Origin of the sequence: Bifidobacterium goeldii (genome assembly GCF_003951095.1) — a bacterium.
In the GTDB taxonomy this organism is placed as follows: domain Bacteria; phylum Actinomycetota; class Actinomycetes; order Actinomycetales; family Bifidobacteriaceae; genus Bifidobacterium; species Bifidobacterium goeldii.
Genome location: NZ_QXGL01000003.1, coordinates 278,246 through 296,368, shown reverse-complemented (window position 1 = coordinate 296,368; position 18,123 = coordinate 278,246). Strand labels below are relative to the sequence as shown.

13 protein-coding genes are annotated in these 18,123 nt (G+C 56.9%); 2 read left to right on the top strand and 11 right to left on the bottom strand.

Translation table 11 applies throughout. From position 1 onward, the window contains the following. Positions 1-88: 88 nt before the first annotated feature. From tsaD to D2E25_RS06325, 6 genes are all read right to left on the bottom strand, one after another. Complete coding sequence (gene tsaD / locus D2E25_RS06350) at positions 89-1,132, bottom strand: tRNA (adenosine(37)-N6)-threonylcarbamoyltransferase complex transferase subunit TsaD (protein WP_125980952.1); 1,044 nt, start codon at positions 1,130-1,132, stop codon at positions 89-91. After that, on the bottom strand, positions 1,129-1,692 hold the full coding sequence (rimI, locus tag D2E25_RS06345) for a ribosomal protein S18-alanine N-acetyltransferase (protein WP_125980950.1): 564 nt from the start codon (positions 1,690-1,692) through the stop codon (positions 1,129-1,131). Before rimI ends, tsaD begins: the two co-directional genes overlap by 4 nt. Further along, the gene (gene tsaB / locus D2E25_RS06340) at positions 1,692-2,525 is read right to left on the bottom strand and encodes a tRNA (adenosine(37)-N6)-threonylcarbamoyltransferase complex dimerization subunit type 1 TsaB (RefSeq protein WP_125980948.1); all 834 of its coding nucleotides are present in this window, start codon (positions 2,523-2,525) and stop codon (positions 1,692-1,694) included. The genes rimI and tsaB overlap by 1 nt, the downstream gene beginning before the upstream one ends. A gap of 129 nt (positions 2,526-2,654) precedes the next feature. Continuing rightward, entirely contained in the window at positions 2,655-3,221 is a 567-nt protein-coding gene (gene tsaE, locus D2E25_RS06335) for a tRNA (adenosine(37)-N6)-threonylcarbamoyltransferase complex ATPase subunit type 1 TsaE (RefSeq protein WP_125980946.1), read from the bottom strand. Positions 3,222-3,256: 35 nt separating this feature from the next. After that, the gene (gene holA / locus D2E25_RS06330; RefSeq protein ID WP_164514749.1) at positions 3,257-4,237 is read right to left on the bottom strand and encodes a DNA polymerase III subunit delta; all 981 of its coding nucleotides are present in this window, start codon (positions 4,235-4,237) and stop codon (positions 3,257-3,259) included. Between the two features lie 321 nt (positions 4,238-4,558). Next, entirely contained in the window at positions 4,559-4,765 is a 207-nt protein-coding gene (locus D2E25_RS06325; RefSeq protein ID WP_125980944.1) for a hypothetical protein, read from the bottom strand. A gap of 77 nt (positions 4,766-4,842) precedes the next feature. On the opposite strand from D2E25_RS06325, the gene D2E25_RS06320 reads away from it, so the two are divergent. Both D2E25_RS06320 and D2E25_RS06315 read left to right on the top strand, forming a co-directional pair. Beyond that, the gene (locus tag D2E25_RS06320; protein WP_125980942.1) at positions 4,843-7,158 is read left to right on the top strand and encodes a transglutaminase domain-containing protein; all 2,316 of its coding nucleotides are present in this window, start codon (positions 4,843-4,845) and stop codon (positions 7,156-7,158) included. Positions 7,159-7,201: 43 nt separating this feature from the next. Continuing rightward, the gene (locus D2E25_RS06315) at positions 7,202-9,955 is read left to right on the top strand and encodes a transglutaminase domain-containing protein (RefSeq protein WP_125980940.1); all 2,754 of its coding nucleotides are present in this window, start codon (positions 7,202-7,204) and stop codon (positions 9,953-9,955) included. 156 nt (positions 9,956-10,111) lie between these two features. Here D2E25_RS06315 and D2E25_RS06310 read toward each other — a convergent pair whose 3' ends face one another. The 5 genes from D2E25_RS06310 to D2E25_RS06290 all read right to left on the bottom strand — a co-directional run bounded on the left by D2E25_RS06310 (position 10,112) and on the right by D2E25_RS06290 (position 17,988). Then, a complete protein-coding gene (locus D2E25_RS06310) occupies positions 10,112-11,953 on the bottom strand; it encodes a ComEC/Rec2 family competence protein (protein ID WP_164514748.1) in 1,842 nt (613 codons plus the stop codon). After that, the gene (locus D2E25_RS06305; RefSeq protein ID WP_164514747.1) at positions 11,953-12,675 is read right to left on the bottom strand and encodes a ComEA family DNA-binding protein; all 723 of its coding nucleotides are present in this window, start codon (positions 12,673-12,675) and stop codon (positions 11,953-11,955) included. Before D2E25_RS06305 ends, D2E25_RS06310 begins: the two co-directional genes overlap by 1 nt. A 375-nt stretch (positions 12,676-13,050) precedes the next feature. Next, positions 13,051-16,029 carry a leucine--tRNA ligase gene (gene leuS / locus D2E25_RS06300; protein WP_125980934.1) on the bottom strand — a complete coding sequence of 993 codons (2,979 nt, stop codon included), beginning with the start codon at positions 16,027-16,029 and terminating at the stop codon, positions 13,051-13,053. Between the two features lie 58 nt (positions 16,030-16,087). Next, the gene (locus D2E25_RS06295) at positions 16,088-16,948 is read right to left on the bottom strand and encodes a transporter substrate-binding domain-containing protein (RefSeq protein WP_125980932.1); all 861 of its coding nucleotides are present in this window, start codon (positions 16,946-16,948) and stop codon (positions 16,088-16,090) included. Between the two features lie 89 nt (positions 16,949-17,037). Continuing rightward, positions 17,038-17,988: a magnesium transporter CorA family protein gene (locus D2E25_RS06290; protein WP_125980930.1), complete on the bottom strand. Its 951-nt coding sequence runs from the start codon at positions 17,986-17,988 to the stop codon at positions 17,038-17,040. Positions 17,989-18,123: the final 135 nt, after the last annotated feature.

Genomic DNA, 18,123 nt, shown 5'->3' with positions numbered 1-18,123 from the left:
CTGATACCGCTGATACCGGCAAACGTGCGGAGTTAAGCCAACAAATCGTCGAACGCCGGCTGCGCTACACCTGCGGCGTCACCCGCGTTCACATGCTGATGCGATCCATGGGCATGGCGGAGTCGATCGGAAAATCGGGCGCGGAAGGTGCCACGCCCGCCTCGACCAAGTTCACGCCGAGCATGGCGACCATCGCGCCGTTGTCGGTGCACAGTTTGATCTGCGGGATGCGCACTTCGACACCGTGGCGTTCGCCGTATTCGAGGAGTTTGGCGCGCAGCTGCGAGTTCGCGGAGAATCCGCCGCCAACAATCAACGTCTTGGAATCGTACTGTTTGCACCCGCGCATGGCTTTTTTCGCCAGTACGGTCGCTACAGAATCCGCGAGCGACGCGCACACGTCGTCCACGGGGATTTCGCGGCCGGCGGCCTGCTGTTCTTCAATCCAGCGCGCGACGGCGGTTTTGACGCCGGAGAAGCTGAAGTCGTACGGATGCGCGGCGCCCGCCTTGCCCTGCGTGAGTCCCTGTGGCACGCGAATGGCTTTCGGATCGCCGTTTTGCGCGTGACGGTCGATGTGCGGGCCGCCTGGGTAGGGGAAGCCGAGCAAACGGGCGACTTTGTCGAAGCACTCCCCTGCTGCGTCGTCAAGTGTGGTGCCGACCACGTCGATGTGCCGTGCCACGTCTTCGACGTGCAGCAGCGACGTGTGGCCGCCGGAAACGATCAGCGCGAGCGTGTCCTTGGGGAACGGCCCGAATTGCAATTGTGTGACGGCGATGTGGCCGATCACATGGTTGATGCCGTAGATCGGCTTGTTTGCGGCCCATGCGAGCGCTTTGGCACCGGAGACACCAACGGCGAGGCAGCCGGCAAGGCCGGGACCTGCGGATACGGCGATCGCGTCCACGTCGGCGATTGTCATGTTCGCGTCGGCGAGTGCTTTGCAGACGCATGGCACGAACGCTTCGGCGTGCGCGCGCGATGCGATTTCGGGGATCACGCCGCCGTAGCGTGCATGCTCGTTCATTGATGAAGCGACGACGTTGGAGATCAGCGTGCGCCCCTGCACGATGGCTGCTGCGGTCTCGTCGCAGGTCGATTCGATGCCCAGTACGATCGGTTCGCTCATCGTATCTCCTTCTGATTGTCAGTGTCGTCTTGTTGTTGCGCGCTAGTGAATCCAACGATGTGCGGTTCGAGGTCTAATGCCATAACGTGCGCGTCGATGCCTTCCGGCTGGTAGTAACGCTTTCGCAAACCGATGTTCTTGAAACCGAATCGCTGATACAGTGCGATAGCCGGTGCATTTTCGACGCTGACTTCGAGCAGCATGCGTCGTGCCCCTTGTTCGCGGGCGTGCTCGATCAAAGATTCCATCATCATCGCTGCGATGCCTTGCCGTTGATGGGCTTTGCTCACGCCGATGTCCATGATTTCCGCGTCGTCGCCGTCATACCAGTAGCCAGCGAATCCGCGTACCGCCTCAGCCGGCACATAGATGGGCTCGGCCGGCCCTCCGCTGGTCATCGCGTCGGGCTCCACGTCAAATACGTAGGTGCGTCCCGGCGCATCGAGTTCCTGGCGGATCGCCGCCTCGCTCCACGCATGGTTGCCAAACAGCTCAACTTCGAGCGCGCGCATCGCCGCTACTGCGCTTTCACGCGTAAGCTCATCCAACAACACGACCATCAGGCGACCCTCTCCGCGCCCGAATGGCCGAGCACGTGCTTGAGCGGTGCGGGTATTTCCGCGTCCGGACGGCGCAGATAGAGCGGTTCGACGGGAGCTTGAGGATCGCGTTCGTAGGCGACTACGGCGTCAGCCGCAAAAACAGACAGGCCTTGCTTGCCGCCATCGAGTACGGATTCGTCCACAATGTCGTCGAGACCGTCGATGCCAGCTAGCACATCCGCGTATTTGTTAGCCCCGTGGCCGATAACGTCAACGACCACATCGCTGCCAACACGATCGCGGTAGTCGCGCACAGCCTCGTTGACTCGTTCGACAATCAACGCCGGATAATCAATGTCCATGTCGATGATCGGCTGCGCCAAGGTCAGGTCACTATCCTGGCCTTCGCTGTTCTTGCTGTCGGCGCCGCCGACGAGCGGAGTATCGCACAGTTCGAAGTACAACTGCTTGCGGCGCGCATCATTGACAGCAAGCGTCAGCACATGCAAATCCGCCGGCTGGCCGAGTGTGCCGGCCTTGCCTCGGCGGATAAGGTTCCATTGCACTTGCGGTTCGAGCACATTACGACCGATGAGCTTCGCACCGGTAGCGAAAGCAATAGCCTTAGCGGCAACAATGCCTGCACGCAGACCGGTGAACGGTGCTGGGCCGAGTCCGACGATAACGGTGTCGATGTCGTGTGGTCCGTAGCCGGCATCGCTCACTGCGCGGGCGATGTTGACTTGCAACCGTTCGACATGCGTACGCGAATCGGTTTCCACGATCGGCTCATGCCCTGCGACGCCTACGGTTGAACCGTATGACGTGTCAATTACCAGCGTGCAGCCCATTGATCCTCCCTGCCGATTTCGCTCAAAACCTTTAGCGAGTGTACACCGACCCCGGCAAGACGATGCCGGCGATACTGACGCGCAACCAACGCAACAATCAGCACTGAGTAATCAAGCAATGCGAGGGTGTTAGAGCGTAAAGTCGCTCCAACGCGCGCCAACCGGCGTGAATGTCACGATACGCATACCATCGCCAGTGAGCTCAGCATCAGCATCAACCGTGGCGCGTTCAGTTGTTTCAAGCGGGCGCGCAATGCGAATTTCTAAGCGTTCTGGCGCGAGCGCAGCGATCATCTGCTCGCCCCATTCCATAAGAATGACTGTGTCATCGTCAGTATCTTCAAGCTCTTCATCAAGACCTAACGATTCGAGCTCATCAAGTAGGCGATCAACGGCTGCCTGCCCAGGCGCATAGTCGGAGCCGCCTAAACGGTATGCGTCAACGTGCACCAAATGCGCTGGGGTACCATTCGCAAAATGACCGTTGAGTTCACGCGCAATCGTGAATGTCGGCGAAACGATCGGCTCACCAATGTGTAGGCCTTCGCCAAATCCTTGCGCGAACGTGGTTTTGCCAGCACCGAGTGGGCCTGATAGGAGCAGTACATCACCGCCATGCACGGCGCGCGCAACGCGCTTGCCCAGTGCGCGCATATCGTCACCGGTGGGCACTTCGATGGTGAGACTCGAACTCATATTGGTTGCTCCTGCTGGTGTTGTTCCTGCTGCCGTCATGCTTGCCGCCCTTTGTTGCTGATCATTTCAATCGAACGTTCCAACGCGTACACGGGATCGCCACCGTTGGTTTTGCTTTGTTCGTCTGCCCAAGCGAGTGAGCGAATGCATCGACCGAGCCCGTCTGAGGTCCATCCGGACAGTTGCCGTGTCGCGTTTTTCAGCACCCACGGATTAGTTTTTGCTTGCGCTTGTGTGATGATACCTGCTTGTACAGCTGATGCTTTTGCGAGCGTGCGCAATTTCATAGCGAGCGCGCCTATGAGCGCGATCGGGTCAGTTCCCTGTTCAACGGCTGCGCGCATATCGATAATTGCTTCGGCAGTGCGCCCGGCAATAGCTTTATCAGCTACAGCAAAACCAGTAACCTGCGGGTTAGCAGTTAAATACTGGTTGACGCGTTCGAGTGGCATTGGATCGTCGTCGGAATCAAAACACAACTGCGCGCACATTGCAGCGAGTTCGCCAGTGCGCTCGCCCAGCACGGCAACTAACTGCTGTGCGGCCATGGGGTCAACACGGCGACCTTCGCGTTCGAAACGTTGCATGACGAAGTTGAGTTTTGCGTCTGGTTTTTTCAGATCAGGGACTTCTTGTTTGCTTGCTCCTGTTTTGACAAGCTGGTCGACGAGTCGTTTGCCTTTGACGCCGCCTTCGTGCCGGCAGATGACAACGCTTGCGGACTGTGGATCAGCGCATGCCTGCTTGCAGTAGCTGATCATCGTCTCACTGAGGCGTTCATCAGCGTTCTGCAGATTGGTGATGGTGACGATGGCGGTATCAGCGAGCAGCGAGGGGCTCACTGCTTCGTCGAAGTCATAGCGGTCGATCGAACCTGCATCGAGTTCGATGTCTTCCGCGTCAGGGTGTTTGTTCAGGGCGTGATGCCGCAGATCACGTGCCGTCTGATCATTGAGGTATGGGTCGCCTCCGAACACGATGATGAACGGCGAATTCGCCACTGCCCTGTTTGCCATGCTCCCCAATGTCCACATATCGCTGGACAAGCATTGATTAACTTGATTATTACACCCGAATTGCAAGCACCCCCTTGGCTGTGACGTGAGTGCCACGTAGGATATATACAGAAGGGTGAATTTCCGAACAAAGGGGTTTCATGTCAGAACAGTACGACGGCGCACCACTACAGCCAGAAAAAATGCAAACGTTGTCACAAAGTACCGATGATAGCGAGCAGCCCACCGCACAGCCCAGTGCACCGCAACCCGACTATTACAGTCATCCCCCACAGCAGTATGCCTACCCATCACCATATGGTCAGCAGCCAGCCGCATATCCTACGTCATATCCCCCGTCCGCTCAGCAACCAGTGCAGCCGACGCAACCGGCACACTCCGCGTATCCACAACCCCCAGCACAATCCCCATATCCGGCACAACAGCCCTACCCATACGCGCCACAATCCACTGCACAGCCCTATCCGCCAGTGCCCACACCGCAAGTGCCACAATCGGCACCACAACAACCTTTTGCATCAACGTCACCGCATCCTCAAAGCCCCCAGCAACCGCAACAATCACCTTTCGGAACCTATCCGCCGGCCGGGCAACCCCCATACCATATGCCGGCGTCGCCGAATAATCAGCCTTCGCAGAGCCGCTCCTCACATCGCACGCGCCGCGTACACCGTCGCACCATCGCATTGTGGGTCACGCTCGTGGCAGTATTCATCACCATCGCCATCGTGGGCGCATGGTTCTTCCTTGTCCGCTTGATGCAGCCAAACGAGACCACTGAATTACCCGTCAGCCGCGAAACGGTATACGGCTCCGCACTGCCGGCCAGCAAATACGATTTGCGTGATCCAATTGTTGTAAAAACTAATTACCGATTCAAGATCAAACTGTCCGGACCAGCCAAGGCCACCTACTCCGATGCGACAAGCTTCGTGCTCAAAGGCGCGCAAATGGACGTCAAGGACTGCGCGCGCGTCTATCAAGACGTGGCACTGAGCGTGCCGATACCAACCAGCGCGTTCCCCAATTCGGCATACGATGAAAGCAAGAGCAACGGCACTGTCGATATCAGAGGTCTCATGCCGCTCCCCAAGGAATTGCATGACGACGACTCAGTCATCAGCGACACCGGCTTCCTGCCGTCCGACGGCTACTACTACGTGCAGTACATGGGCTCCGACGGCAAAAAGCTCGCCAAGCCGATCGTCCAGTTCTTCAAGGTGATCGGCGAGGACGACACCGACGACAACGTCGAACGACTGTCAAGCGCCCCCGACGTCAACGCGGTCGTCAACGACAACGGCGGCGTCGACATCTCATGGAGCAAAGTAGACGGCGCGAAGTCGTACAACGTGTACGCGTATATCATCACCCCGCAAGCCGGCAAGGAGGGCGGCTCCTACTACCGCCCAGAACGCGGCACCATCACGAAGATCGGCACATCGAAGACTACACAGCTACTGTCTGACGACTACGACACCATCGAAGCCACCTCCAACTACGACTACGGTAACGCTACAGGCATACGCATAACGTCACAGAACGACGTGTTCCGAGAATTGGCCACCGAAAACCAGGATCAGATCGAACATATCTGCCCCACCAGCGACAGCGACGCTTGCGCCGAACTGATGACACGCACCGGCGGCGTATGGCACGCCGATTCGGCCGGCCGATTGTATTTCGCAGTCACAGCCGTGGACGAGAACGGTCATGAAGGCTGCTGGTACGCATACGATGCGAGCGATCTCGTGCCATCAATCCCGCTGAATATCGCAAACGGTGCGACGACCGAACAGTGGATGTACGGCGAGCGCGGCATCTTCGGTGAGGAAAACTCACTCGTTGAAAGTATGCAAGAGTATGTCTACACATTTGTGACGATGGCCAACGGTGCCACCGTGCCTATCGTCAGCGAATTCAGCAATCTGACGCCGAATGCCAACGGTAACGAACACTCATGGTCGTTCCAGTACCGGGCTCCCGGCACCGCGCTCGAAGCTTCCGGCACTCTCTACTACACGGGTGACTTGAACACTGCACTTGAGAGCATCAAGCAGGAGGCGATTGCAGCGCTGCCGAAGGCAGGCGGCCTGCTCGACCGGCTCACCGACGTAGGCAAAGTCGATTGGAGTGGTTACGACAAGAAGAAGATCGACTCGGATGACAAAGAGTCGCCATACTTCACGTTTGCATCGAGCAAATTCGGCACGTATCTCGCCAACAACATCCTCAACGGCCACGAGGTCATCGACATCTCCGACTATCCCGAATGGGAAATGGACACCAGAGCCGTGATCAGCGAGCTGCGCTACCAGAATCCATATCTGGCCGTCACCAGCGACGCATTCGACTATACGAAGCGCAAGGTCGGCGAGAAAACCGTGCTGTGGGTCAAATACCCTGACGATTATCGCGAACGCCAGCAGCGGCTTGCTGACTTCGTGAACGCCAATGTCTCGCAGTTCCAAGGCTCGGATCGCGACAAGGCCATCGCCATCGAGCGTTTCCTCGCACGAGTGATGGAATACGATTCCGAAGCGTATGCCGCCACTGGGAAAGATGCCGGCAACACGTTCGAGAAGATGAATGCAACGTCCACATACGCGGATGCGTGGAGCTCGATCGGTATGGTGAACGGCAAGGGCGTGTGCATGTCGTACGCCTACGGCTATCAGGCGCTTGCCAAAGCTGCTGGGCTTGATACCCGCGTGGTCAGCGGCTACGTGAGCAACGCGAAATCAGGTCACGCGTGGAACTATGTGAAGATCGACGGTCAGTGGCTGCTCATCGACGCCACGTGGGATGACGAAGGCGCGGATGCGGGTACCAAGTATCAACTCAAGAAGCCGGCCGACGTGACCGACCACTTCGCGGCTTGGAACGGCTGGACGCTTGATTCGGAAACCGAGAAGTATTAGCGACGAAAATGCCGATATCATCAGAACCAACGCATAGGCGCCAATGGAAGGGAACACAGCAATGACGCACTACGAGCAACCGGGCGACGAGCCGGCGGATACGTCTGCCGAGAAAACACCGCAAAGTCAGCCGAGGGAGAACGAGCCGACCGGCGCAACGAACAGCACGGAACAACCTACCGCGCAACCCACTACGCAACCCGTGCCAGCCCAGTCGCAACCCATGCCGTATCCGCCGCAGGGGTATCCGCAGCAGGCGTACCCCGGTCAGCCGCAACAGGCGTATCCAAGTCAGCAACCATACCCCGGTCAGCCGTATGCCGGGCAGCCATACCCTGGGCAAGCGCAACCGCCATACCAAGCGCAGCCGTATGCCGGACAGCCGTATGGCGCGCAGCCGCAATCATGGCCTTCCTATCCGCAGCAGGCTCCGCAATCACAGCAGCCGTACCCCCAACAGGGTCAGCCTTATCCGCAATACAATCCGCAGCAACCATATCCGCAACAGAACCCGAACGTCGCCGGGCATGATCACCGCAAGCACAGCACCGGCAAACATCGTCCGCGCTGGTGGGTGATTCTCATCGCCGCCATCGCCGCAGTGGCTCTGGTAGCCGGCTGCGCCTTCGCGGTCGTAAAGCTGACCGGCAAGGACTCCACCGCGTCGAACACGGACCTGCCCACCGCCGAGCAGGCGTACGGCAGCGCATTGCCGGCGTCTAAATACGATCTCAAGGACCCGATCTCCGTCGACATCTACCATGAGTTCCGCATCTACCTCAAAGGCAAGGTGACGGTCGAGCCCGACAGCTTCTTGGTGTCCAAGCTCAAGAACGCTGACATGACGGTGTACGACTGCGCGAAGATCTATCAGGATGCCTCGCTGTCAGTGCCGATTCCGACCAGCGCGTTCGCGTTCACCCCATCCGATGGCGACGATGACAACGGCACCATTGACATCAGCGGCTCGATGGACATCCCCGAATACATGCAGTATGGGGACAGCATCAGCAAGGATCTCGGCTTCCTGCCGTCCGACGGCTACTACTACGTGCAGTACATGGGTTCCGACGGTAAGAAGCTCACCAAGCCGATCGTCCAGTTCTTCAAGGTTGCCAATCCGACCGGCGTCCAGCAGCTTGATCCGGTGAGCGGCATCACACCCGTCGTCAATTCGGAGGGCGGCGTCGACATCTCGTGGAACAAACTCGAGGGCGCGAAATCGTACAACGTGTACACGTACATCGTGCTGCCGCAGATCGGCCAGCCGGGCGACGACAACTTCTCCGAGGAGCGCACCGAGATCACGAAGATCGGCTCGTCCAAGACGACCCAACTGCTCTCGAAGGATTACGACGAGGTCAAAAGCAGCAAGCTGCTCGACAACCAGCCGGAGACCACGTACTCGCAAAACGAGGCGTTCCATTCGCTGGCAGTAGAGGATCAGGACTATATCGACGCATGCACAGGCAGCACAAGAGACTATTGCGTGGACGTGCTGGAACAGGCCGGCGGCTCATACAATCCGGATTCGGCTGGCAAACTGTACTTTGTGGTCTCCGGCGTGGATGCGGAAGGCCATGAGAGCCGTTGGCGTGCGGTCGACGCGAACGACATCGTGCCGTCGATTCCGATCGGCCCGGCCAACCAGACGCAGCATCGCCAGTGGATCTACAATTCGAAGGGCGTCTTCGGCGAAGACAACACCCTCGAAGAGGATATGGAACAGTACGTCTACACGTTCGTGACGATGGCCAACGGCTCGACTGCGACGATTCCCAGCACGTTCAGCGAGATCAACAAGACCGGCAATGCGAGCTGGAACTTCCTGGTTTCGGCTCCCGGCACGAAGATTACGAACACCGGGCACCTGTACTATGAGGGCGATCTGAACGCGATCTTCCCGCAGATTCAACAGGCCGCACTCGAATCACTGCCGAAGGCCGGTGGCGTGCTCGACCGTGTCAATGCGGTGACCGGCAATACCGACTGGAGCGGTTACGACACAAAGAAGATTGATTCAGACACGAAGCAATCTCCGTATTTCATTTTCGCGTCGACCGATTACGGCAAGTATCTGGCAAACAACATTCTCAACGGCCATGAGGTCATCGACATCACCAAGTACGCCACCGACGACTATCAGGTGAGTACGGATGATGTGATGACGGAGATCATCTACCAGAACCCGTACATGCGCACCGATTCAGACGGTATCTCCTTCGCGGTGCGTAAGAAGGGCGATAAGACCGTGATGTGGGTGAAGTACCCGGATAACTACAAGCAGCGGCAGAAGACGATGGCCGACTTCGTGAACGCGAATGTCTCGAAGTTCCAGGGTTCCGACCGCGACAAGGCCATCGCTATCGAGCAGTTCCTCGCCGGTCAGATGACCTACGATTACGATGCCATCAATTTCAAGAGGTCCGGTGGCACCGACAGCGCCAGCGCGTTCGACAGCATCGATGCATCGAAACAGTATCCGGACGCGTGGAGCCCGTACGGCATGGTCAGCGGTAAGGGCGTGTGCATGTCCTACGCGTACGCTTATCAGCTGCTTGGCAAGGCGGCTGGACTTGACACCCGCGTGGTGTCCGGTTCCGTGTCCGGCTATAGCACGTCGCATGCGTGGAATTACGTGAAGATCGACGGCAAATGGCTGGTCATCGACGCCACATGGGACGACGACGGCAATACAGCAGGCACCAAGTACCAGCTCAAGGACAAGTCCGAGGTGACCGACCACTTCGCCTTCAACGACGGCTGGACCCTCGCCTCCCAATCCGGTCAGTACTGAGTGGTAGGTGCTTCACTCCCCTCCAGTAAGACACCTACGACCGTTGCTTTAAGCACAGCATAAAAGCCAGATCCATAACCATAGGATCTGGCTTTTATGCTGTATTGTACGACCCGAGAGGCAAGACACGATCGTCACGCCAGTGCTCTTCGGCACTTATTCGGATGCTTCTTCAAGCATGCGTTTGGTGTCGGAGAGCCATAGGGCGAAGCGTTCGCGGGGGCGGAATGGGAACTTGCGAGCGCCTGGAGAAGGAGAATCAGCATCAGGGGTCGATCTGCGTGCGAGAGCGCGTACACAGAGCATTACCCCGGCCGCGATTACCCCTTCGACCAGCAGAATAAGGAGTACGCCGGGCAGGTCGCCCGCCCAAGGAACGGTAGCGTATTGTTTGCCGCCTAGCCATATCGCGCAGCGTTCCATAACACGCGTGCCGCAGCCGGCGATCCATGCCAGCGCATATCCGATGTCTGGGCTCAGCCATGATACGGCGAGCGCCATGAGTCCTGCGATTGTCGCAAAACCAACGAACGGTGCAACGAGCACGTTGGCAGGAATCGACAATATTGGCAGTTCCGGTTCCATCAGTACTTGAATTGGCAAAGTGAATACCTGTGCGGCAATAGTCATGGCGGTCGCTTCAGCCACAGTATCTGGCAGCAGTATCGCAATCATGTGTTGTACCGGGCTGGCGATCAATGCAATGCCAAGTACGGCTGCGCATGATAGAGCGAATCCATAACTGCGTGCCATGCTTGGCGTAAGTATGAGCATCACTATCACGGTCCAACACAATCCGCTTACTGTTTGGCTGCGCCGCCCAAGTCCTAAGCAAATGGCTGATAGGCATCCCATACTGAGTGCGCGCAATACTGAATCGGAGGGAAACACTATAGCTGCAAGAGCGCAATTGCCAGCGATCATCGCCAAGGCTGTAATCCAACGGTGAGTGAGCATTCGTGCGCACATACGACGGATGAATCCTGCCAAAATCATGAAATGCCCGCCGGAAACTGCCATTAAATGCATGATGCCTGAGCGGCGGAAACTATCTTCGAGCTGTTCGGCATATGTAGCATTGATGTCAAGCGAGTCCATAATCGTTGACGGCTCTGATGATGCAGCTGCCGTGCCCTGCAATACGATATCCTGACCAAGTACTCCGACGGTTAAACCTGGTACGAGTATGCGCGCTTGGTCGGAGAGATCCGCGCACACAGCAAACATCGCTTGTTGCATCATTGCAACAGCATGCGCTGTTATGCGCGGCGGTGCTACTTCGCGAAGCGCTCCCCTATCATCAGCGATCAGCCATAACGGTTTGCTCCCATATTCAGCTGTGGCTAGCTCGCCCGAGACTTGGTATGAGCCTGTGGCGATCGATGTCGTGCAATGCGGTGATTGTAAGAACACTCGAACAGCTCCGTTCGCGCTACGTTCAACAGTGCCGTCGAATATCGTGCGAATAACACCATCCACTTGGCAATCAGCGTCTCTTTTGGATGCGGATACTGTTGGCGAGGTGACGTGCACAATCGCGCTGACATACTGTGGCCCATCGCGAGCTAACGCCATTGCTGCATCATGCCATTGGATCGTAGTATCAGCAATCGTTGCTGCAGCCGAGATCATCGCAGCAATACAACACACTGTCAGTATGCCAGCAACTTGGCGTTTTCTTCGGCAGCGCAGCGCAATACCCACGGCTATGCCCAGTAGCAAACTCGCCAATGCCACTATGAGCAGCATCATGGTACGACTATCACCAAGACTGATACCACTAGTGGCCATATGAGGTTCATAACCATCGCCTGACGGTGCCTCTTGCCATGCGTTCCACAGTTGGTACACGATAAGATTGACGCCCCATACAACAAGAGCGACGGGAAGCATCCGCCAATCGCAGCTCCCCTGCTCTCGCTCGTATGATTGCGCCGCATCATAATCATGATGCTCATGCGTTGTATGCGCGTACTGGTTGATGTGTTGTGCGCTCATCACACACGCACCCATGGTCGTATTTTTTCGAGTGTTTTTGTGCCAATGCCTTTCACGTCGAGTAGTTGATCAACGCTAGTGAACCGCCCGATGCTCGTACGATGGTCAATAATGCGTTGTGCTGTAACTGGCCCAATGCCTTTGACGGCTTGTAACTGGGCAATATTTGCCGTGTTTAAGTCAATGCGCTCGTCAACTGGCTGCGTAGTTGGTGAGCTCGTGTTGTGAGCATCACTATTGGATGATGCGTCGCTTGGTGACTCGTGTATTGACGGCGTTTGATCATTGGGCACAGGTTCATTTACGGGTATGCCAGTATCCGCAGGCGTATCTGACTGCGCATCAGACTGTGTATCTGACTGTGTATTTGACCGTGCGTCTGTTGGTGATTCATTGCTTGTTGCCGCCTGATCAGACGTGGCGCTGGATGTAGTCACTGACGATCTGACTGTAGCGTAACGCGTTGCTTGCTGGATTAGCATAGTGAGACTGGCACAGAGCGCGCAGGTGAGTGCCATGATAGCGATGACCGCGTGGAATGGTTTGAATCGCCAGCGAGGCCGGTCGCGTGCAACTCGTGTGCGTTCCTCTAGCCCATCGTCAGCGCGCACACCAATCAGTGCTGCCAGCGTGTATGCAGTACCATCAGTTTGCTGCGTACCCTGCTGTGCACTACCCTGCTGCGCACTGTCGGGCTCGATGATCGTAGTAGTTGCTGGCATCGTTACTGGTGCCGAGGCAGTCCCTTGGACTGGTTGCGGTACGGTAGCCGTACTGTTCGCGCTGCTTTGCTGCATGCGCGCGCGTAATCGCGCATGCGACCGAGTGTTGCGTGACCGTGCCGCATGCGCGCCTCGACTCGTAAAAACGCCCATGCTCCCAGCGTGCGGGATGCATAGGCATGAAGTCCAGCTGAACTGGGGTATGTGGTCGAAGGCTACCGGGTTATCCACATTTCGGCGTGTCGCAGAGCGATGCCCAACGCCGCGCATTCTTGCTCTAGCGCAAATACAGCTTCGCAATAACACAAATGGCGGCCGGTCACTGTGAACCGGCCGCCATTGTATGCGGTTACACCAGTACGCCCTGGTGTGTTATCACTCCGCAGGAACGATAGAGACGATCTTTGGAGCCTTAACGATCACCTTGCGCGGGGTCTTGCCGCCCAAACGCTCGGCGACAGCTTCCAGCGCAAGCTTCTCCAGCTCAGCCGGATCAATGTCCACTGGCACGTCGAGCTTGGCGCGCACCTTGCCCTTGATCTGCACGACTGCAGTCACCGTATCGTGGCCCACATAACGCTCGTCAGCCACCGGCCACGGCGCGTGCGCCAGCGACTCAGCATGACCCAAGCGCGACCACATTTCCTCACAGATGTGCGGTGCGATCGGCGCGAGCATGAGGATCAGCGGCTCGACAGCGGCGCGCGGCACGGTACCCAGCGAGGTCAGATGGTTGTTGAGTACGATGAGCTTAGCGATAGCGGTGTTCGGGCGCATGCCCTCCATCTCCACAGTCACTTCAGCGATCGTGTTGTTGAGCAGTTTCAGAGTCTTCTCATCCAGAGCGTCCTCAGAAACGTGCGCTTCACCAGTGTTCTCGTCGACGACGTTACGCCACAAGCGCTGCAGGAAACGCATACCACCGATCACGTTGCGCGTGTTCCACGGGCGGGAGTCAGCCAGCGGGCCCATGCTCATCTCGTACAGGCGGAACGTATCGGCACCGTAGTTGTCGTACATGTCGTCCGGCGTGATGATGTTCTTCAGGCTCTTGCCCATCTTGCCGAACTCGCGGTTGACGTGCTCGCCATGCCACGTGAAGGTCGGCTCACCGTCGGAGCCAGCCGGTCCTTCCTCAACTTCGGCAGCCGGCACGTACTGGCCACGATCATCGGTGTAAGCGAACGCCTGAATCATGCCCTGGTTGAACAGCTTGTGGAACGGTTCGGCCGAATCCACGAAGCCCAAGTCGAAGAGCACCTTGTGCCAGAAGCGCGAGTACAGCAGGTGCAGCACAGCGTGCTCGACACCGCCCACGTACAAGTCAACGCCGCCTTCCGGGCCGGAATACTTGTTGTGGTTCGGGCCCATCCAGTAATCGAACTCGTCCTTTTCGACCATGTTGGCCGTGTCGGTCGGGTCGATGTAACGCATGTAGTACCAGCAGGAGCCAGCCCAGTTCGGCATGGTGTTCGTATCACGGTAGTACGTCTTCACACCGTCACCCAAGTCGAGTTCAACCTTCACCCAATCCTCGTTGCGCGAAAGCGGTGCCTCCGGGTTGGATTCAGCATCCATCGGATCGAACGTGCGCGGGCTGTAATCCGGCACATCAGGCAGGTTGATCGGCAGCATCGAGTCTGGCAGCAGATGCGGAGTACCGTCCTCACCGTAGACGATCGGGAACGGCTCACCCCAGTAGCGCTGGCGAGAGAACAGCCAGTCGCGCAGACGGTAGCTGACCGTACCCTTGCCGACACCAGCCTCTTCAAGCCAAGCATTGACCTTGGCAATTGCATCATCCACGCGCAGACCGTTCAAGCTCAGCGCGTCACCCTTAGCAAACGTCGCATCCACAGCGGAGTTGATAACAATACCGTCGTGGCTGACGAACGGTGCCTTGCCTTCATAGTTAGCGAGATCGTCGCCGGATTCCGGCAGTGGCTGCACGGTGTAAATAACCGGCAGACCGTACTTGGTTGCGAAATCGTAATCGCGCTGATCGCCGCCTGGCACAGCCATGATTGCACCAGTGCCGTAATCCATGAGCACATAGTCAGCAGTGAACAGCGGGAGCTTGACGCCAGTGATCGGGTTCGTTGCGTACAGGCCAGTAAACAGACCAGTTTTCTCGCCAGCCTCTTCAACGCGGTCCTTCGCAGTCTTCGATTCAGCAGCGAGACGGTACGCCTTAACGCCCTCAGCTGGGGTCGCGTAGCCACCCTTCCAGCTTTCCGGAATATCAGCCGGCCACTCAGCAGGCACGTACTGCAGCAGGTCGTGCTCTGGGGAGACGACGGCGAACGTGGTGCCAAACAGCGTGTCGGGACGAGTGGTGTAAATCTCCATGTCCTTGTCGCCGGCAGGAGTGGCAACGGTGAAGTGCACAGAAGCACCGTGCGATTCGCCGATCCAGTTGCGCTGCATGAGCTTAACCTTTTCTGGCCAATCAATGCCATCGAGGTCTGCGATCAGACGGTGACCGTACGCGGTAATACGCATAGACCACTGGCGCAGCTCGCGCTGGAAGACCGGGAAGTTACCGCGCTCAGACTTGCCTTCAGCAGTGACCTCTTCGTTGGCGAGCACAGTGCCCAGACCCGGGCACCAGTTGACCGGCGACTTGGAAATGTAAGCAAGACGGAAATCGTTGAGAATATCCTGCTGCTCAGCCTCGCTCAGATCACCCCACGCCTTGCCATCGTTCTCATGGCCGGGAATAGCTTTTTCACCGTTTTCGAACTTGGCAACGAGCTCCGAAATCGGGCGTGCAGAACCCTGAGAACCAGACGGATTAGTAGCATCCTCGTCATACCACGCGTCGTATATACGCGAGAAAATCCACTGCGTCCAACGCACGTACGCGGGATCGATAGTCGCAAACGAACGACGGTTATCAAAGCTCAAACCCATGCGGTGCAGCTGACGGCGCATGTTTGCAATATTGGCTTCAGTGGTGATACGCGGGTGCTGACCGGTCTGCACAGCGTACTGTTCTGCAGGCAAGCCGAAAGCGTCATAGCCCATGGCGTGCAGCACGTTCTCACCCTTCATACGGTGGTAACGCGACACCACATCGGTAGCAAGGTAGCCGAGCGGGTGACCGACATGCAGGCCCTTACCAGAGGGGTAAGGGAACATGTCCATTGCGAAGAATGCGGGGCGTCCTTCAGCGTTACGGCCCTCGCCATCCTTGAGATCACCATGAACGTTGGCAGCCCAGAAAGTGCCCTTGTCGTCCCAGATCTTTTGCCACTTGTTTTCGATATCCTGCGCCAGTCGCGCGTTGTAGCGGAACGCGGGTTCGGCGGGATCGGTGGACGCGTGTTGCGTGCTCTTCTCGTTGTCGCTCATAGACAAGGATTATTGCCATGCAACTGGACACACGTGGCTGAATGTCCACGTATGATCGTCATTCGGCCGTATTCTCTCCACTCGTATCATCCGCAGCATCAGCAACACCCTGCGTTGGATCCGGCGGATTCAGGGCAGCGTTTGGCGTGTAGCCAGTTCGCGTCTCTAACCGTTCGATAGCCTGCTGCCATGTGCCGTCAGTGATCATCGTTTGCAAAATCTCAGCGATATTATCAACGAGTTCATCACTGCCAAGCCGAACGGCAACACCATACTGTTCTTGCCCGAACGGATTGCCTACTACGCGCAGATAATCCGCACCTTTTGCGCGTGCGAGCCCGGTAAGAATAGCGTCACCGCCAGCAATCGCATCAGAACTGCCGACCATGAGTGAAGTAACGCACTGTTCGTAATCATCACGATGCTCAATACGCGCATTCGGCGAGCTTGCGAGCAAAGCGCTTGCCACATTGTCGTCAACCACACAAGCGGTTCGCCCCGCCATATCGGCAGGTCCATGAATGGCGTGCGCATCGTCAGCGCGAATGAGCAGGTCTTGGCCAGCAATCAAATACGGGCCTGTTATCGCGGCATGAGCACGATTCGTATCAGTAACAGCGAATCCTGCAACAACCAAGTCAACTTTGGCTTCATCGAGCATAGCGACGCGCGTATTTGGCGTCACTTGTTTGAATACGATTTGTTTATCAGCATATCCAAGCGCATTGGCAACGTATCGGGCTACATCAACGTCGAATCCTGAGTAGCCGCCGTTACGCCATTCGCCCATTCCAGGCTGGTCAGCAGCTACGCCGATCGCCAGCGTGGGGCCTTCCGGCTGACCGGATGTAGCCGATGATGCTGAAGCATCCTCATCAGCCGTATTGGACGCAGACGAACCGCAAGCCCCCAGTGACATCGTTAATGCCACTGCCGCGAATAACGCAGTACACCGGGTGCCATGCCTAGCAAATTGCTGACGAATACGGCTGCTCACTGGGCTACCTGTCACTTAAACATGCGCGAACGAGTCAGGAACCACGTAACCACGAGGGACAGCGCTACAGAAATGAGAATAATAATGAGGAATCCCCATCGACTACCGGTAAAGGGCATGCCAAGCATGCCTTCTTGGAAGTTCATGCCATACATGGAGAAAATCAGTGTAGGAATCGACAGTGTGATCGAAATAATCGTGAAGATTCTCATCACATTGTTCAAATTATTTGAAACGATCGAAGCGAACGCATCGGTCATGTTTGCAAGAACGCCGCTGTAAATGTTCGCCATCTCGATAGCCTGTTTGTTTTCGATGATGACGTCGTCGAGAAGATCTTCATCGTCTGGATACTGCTGAATGCGTGCAAGCGTGGTCAGTTTTTCCATAACGATTTCATTTGATTTCAACGATGTGGTGAAGTACACCAAGGTTTTGCTCAATTCGAGCAGCATCATGATTTCTCGGTTTTGCATCGCGTGGCGCAGCTTTAATTCGAGCTTGTCGCTTTCACGATCAATGATGCGCAGGTATCGCAGATAGGTGCTGGCGTTGCGGTACAAGATTTGCAGGATGAATCGCGATTTCATGAAGGTGTTGAAACCGCGGATCGTGCCTTCCATGAACGGATGCAATACTGGAGTATCTTGCATGCAAACGGTGATAATGAGATCTTCAGTGACGATAATCGACAACGGGATGGTCTCATACCAGTCGCGCCCGCCGCGCTCTTCAACGGTTGGAATATCAACGATGATCATCGTGTAATCATCTTCAACATCCACACGCGAGCGTTCCTCATCATCAAGCGGTGCGCGCAAGTCAGCCAGGTCAACGCCGGTTTGCTGAGCTACGGTAGCGAGCTCCACGTCGGTAGGTTCAGACAGACATAACCATGAACCATTCTCAGGTTTTTCGATTTGCTCCACTTGGCCGTTAATCGTGCTGAACATCCTCAACATGTTGTCTCACCCGCCTCTCACCGATACGTGTCGCGGCCGCTCACCGCGCGAACCTCAACCAAGAATAGACCTTGGGGCACGACTTGCAAGCCGGCTCACTACAAGCCGACTGCTGGGCTACGCGAGAATACGCGC

Coding starts and splice junctions, on each gene's coding strand:
- D2E25_RS06305 (WP_164514747.1), bottom strand. CDS start 12,675: ATGCCAGCAACTACTACGATCATCGAGCCCGACAGTGCGCAGCAGGGT.
- D2E25_RS06290 (WP_125980930.1), bottom strand. CDS start 17,988: ATGTTGAGGATGTTCAGCACGATTAACGGCCAAGTGGAGCAAATCGAA.
- D2E25_RS06320 (WP_125980942.1), top strand. CDS start 4,843: ATGCCGGCGTCGCCGAATAATCAGCCTTCGCAGAGCCGCTCCTCACAT.
- tsaB (WP_125980948.1), bottom strand. CDS start 2,525: ATGGGCTGCACGCTGGTAATTGACACGTCATACGGTTCAACCGTAGGC.
- leuS (WP_125980934.1), bottom strand. CDS start 16,029: ATGAGCGACAACGAGAAGAGCACGCAACACGCGTCCACCGATCCCGCC.
- rimI (WP_125980950.1), bottom strand. CDS start 1,692: ATGGTCGTGTTGTTGGATGAGCTTACGCGTGAAAGCGCAGTAGCGGCG.
- D2E25_RS06295 (WP_125980932.1), bottom strand. CDS start 16,948: ATGTCACTGGGGGCTTGCGGTTCGTCTGCGTCCAATACGGCTGATGAG.
- D2E25_RS06315 (WP_125980940.1), top strand. CDS start 7,202: ATGGAAGGGAACACAGCAATGACGCACTACGAGCAACCGGGCGACGAG.
- holA (WP_164514749.1), bottom strand. CDS start 4,237: ATGGCAAACAGGGCAGTGGCGAATTCGCCGTTCATCATCGTGTTCGGA.
- tsaD (WP_125980952.1), bottom strand. CDS start 1,132: ATGAGCGAACCGATCGTACTGGGCATCGAATCGACCTGCGACGAGACC.
- D2E25_RS06310 (WP_164514748.1), bottom strand. CDS start 11,953: ATGAGCGCACAACACATCAACCAGTACGCGCATACAACGCATGAGCAT.
- tsaE (WP_125980946.1), bottom strand. CDS start 3,221: ATGAGTTCGAGTCTCACCATCGAAGTGCCCACCGGTGACGATATGCGC.